Genomic DNA, 2,307 nt, shown 5'->3' with positions numbered 1-2,307 from the left:
TTAGCAGGTGTTGTTTTAGGCGATTGTGTTTGAGGTGTCGCGGGGCGGTTTTTTATCGCGGGGCGTGCGTGGGCGGGGGGGTCTCTGGCCGCGCGCGGCCCCTGGCGTACTTCCCCGCCGCCTGGTGCGGTGGCGGGCTGGCACCACGCGCCACCCGCCCTCGGCGATCAGGACCGATATGACCGGCCCACACGAACATTCAGGCGTGACATCCCCACGAGAGCTGCGCGCGCAGGGCCATCCGGCGCTGTGCCTCCCGGCTCACGCGACAGGCACAGGCGAACGGCAAGACGAGCAGCGACATCGACACCAGCGGCACCACCAGCAGCGGCCGGCAGAGCGGCGAGAAGGCAAGCGGCACAGAGCGACCCGTGTGCACCGGCCGGAGGCGACTCCGCCGGATGCCCGTCACGGTACCGACGAGCGCGAGGCAGAATCCGGGAGGTCGAGGTGAACCGTGAACCAGGCGCCGCCCGTCATGTCCCGGTCCTGTTGCGCCGCGCCGACGAGTTGCTCGGTCCCGCGCTGGCCGGTGAGGACGCGATATACGTCGACGCCACACTGGGTCTGGGCGGTCACGCCGAACACTTCCTGCGCACCTACCCGCGGCTGCGGCTGATCGGCCTCGACCGCGACACCGAGGCGCTGCGCCTCGCCGGTGAGCGGCTGGCGCCGTTCGCCGACCGGATCACTTTGGTGCACACCCGATACGACGGCATCGCCGACGCGCTCGCGGGTGCGGGACTCGACCCGGCCGGCTCGGTCGCGGGCATCCTGATGGACCTCGGGGTGTCCTCGATGCAACTCGACGAGGCCGAGCGCGGCTTCGCCTACTCGGTGGACGCGCCGCTGGACATGCGCATGGACCCGACGAGCGGCCCGACCGCCGCCGACGTGCTCAACACCTACAGCCACGGCGATCTGGCCAGGGTGCTCAAGACCTACGGCGAGGAGCGTTTCGCGGGCAAGATCGCCTCGGAGGTGGTGCGCAGGCGCGCGCGCAAACCCTTCACCAGCAGTGGGGAACTGGTGGAACTGCTCTACGAGACGATCCCGGCCGCCGCCCGCCGCACCGGCGGGCATCCGGCCAAGCGCACCTTCCAGGCGCTGCGGGTGGAGGTCAACGGCGAACTCGACTCGCTGCGGGCGGCGCTGCCCGCGGCGCTGGACGCGCTGCGTTTGGGCGGGCGGATCGTGGTCATGTCCTATCAGTCGCTCGAGGACAGGGTCGTCAAGCACGAACTGGCCGCGCGCACGAGTTCGCGGACGCCGATGGACCTGCCGGTCGAACTGCCCGGCATGGGACCGGAATTCCGCTTGCTGACGCGCGGCGCCGAGAAGGCGACCGAGGCGGAGATCGAGGAGAACCCGCGGGCCGCGCCGGTGCGGATGCGGGCGGCCGAGCGGATCGAGAGACCTTCGTGAGCCGATGGCCGGAGTCGACGGGGTGGGGATGTCCATGCGGAGCAGAGGAGGCGACGACGCCATGAGTATTCGGACGCGCACGGTACCTTCGCCGGGACGGGTCGCCCGTCGCGTGCAGGCTGCCGATCGGGTCAAATCCGGTGCCGCCCAACGCGCCTACGCCAAGCGGCGGCTGCGCGCCGAACATCTCACCGACACGCCGAGGTTGCCACGCGACCGCTCGGCGATGTCGGGGCGCATCCCCTTCGTCGCCGCCATCATCGCCCTGCTCGGTTGCGGTCTGGCGCTGACCCTGCTGTTGACCACCCGCGCCGCCGAGGACAGCTATCAGCTCAGCGACGCCAGGCAGCTCAACCGCACCCTGGCCGAGGAGCGCGCCGCGCTGCAGCGCGAGGTGGAGGCCGCCGACTCCGCGCCCGAACTCGCCGCCCGCGCCCGCGAACTCGGCATGATCCCCGCCGACGATCCGGCCAGGCTGCTCATCGGCCCGGACGGCGAGGTGATCGTGATCGGCACCCCGACCCCGGTGCACGGCACGCCCGCCCCGCCGTTGAACACGGTGCCGCGCGATCCCTCCGATCCGCTCGCCCAGGGCGAGCAGGTGATCCCGGTGACGGCGGCGGTCACCCCGGCCCGTCCGGCCGATCCGGCCGACCCGCAGCCGACCCCCGCCGCGCCCGCGCCTGCTCCCGCGCCGGGCGAACCCGCCGAGGGCCTGCCGGTCGCGCCCGCCGACGGTCTGCCCGCCGAAGGACAACCGGTAGAGGGTGTTCCGGCGCAGGATGTCCCGCCGCAGGGGGTGCCGGCGGCCGCCGCTCCGGCGGAGGGGCAGCTCGCCGACGGACAGCCACCGGCGCCGGACGGCGCGCCACCGGTCTCGGC

General features: G+C 72.6%; 2 protein-coding genes. Both read left to right on the top strand.

The annotated features are described in order from the left end of the window. The first annotated feature begins 435 nt into the window (after positions 1-435). Positions 436-1,425 carry a 16S rRNA (cytosine(1402)-N(4))-methyltransferase RsmH gene (gene rsmH, locus QH283_RS01630; RefSeq protein WP_432420639.1) on the top strand — a complete coding sequence of 330 codons (990 nt, stop codon included), beginning with the start codon at positions 436-438 and terminating at the stop codon, positions 1,423-1,425. A gap of 61 nt (positions 1,426-1,486) precedes the next feature. Then, the coding region (locus QH283_RS01625; protein ID WP_280501241.1) for a hypothetical protein at positions 1,487-2,307 on the top strand (821 nt) is incomplete at its 3' end.

The organism is Nocardia farcinica (assembly GCF_029867845.1).
Taxonomy (GTDB): Bacteria; Actinomycetota; Actinomycetes; order Mycobacteriales; family Mycobacteriaceae; genus Nocardia; species Nocardia farcinica_A.
This window is presented reverse-complemented; position numbering and strand designations above follow the sequence as displayed.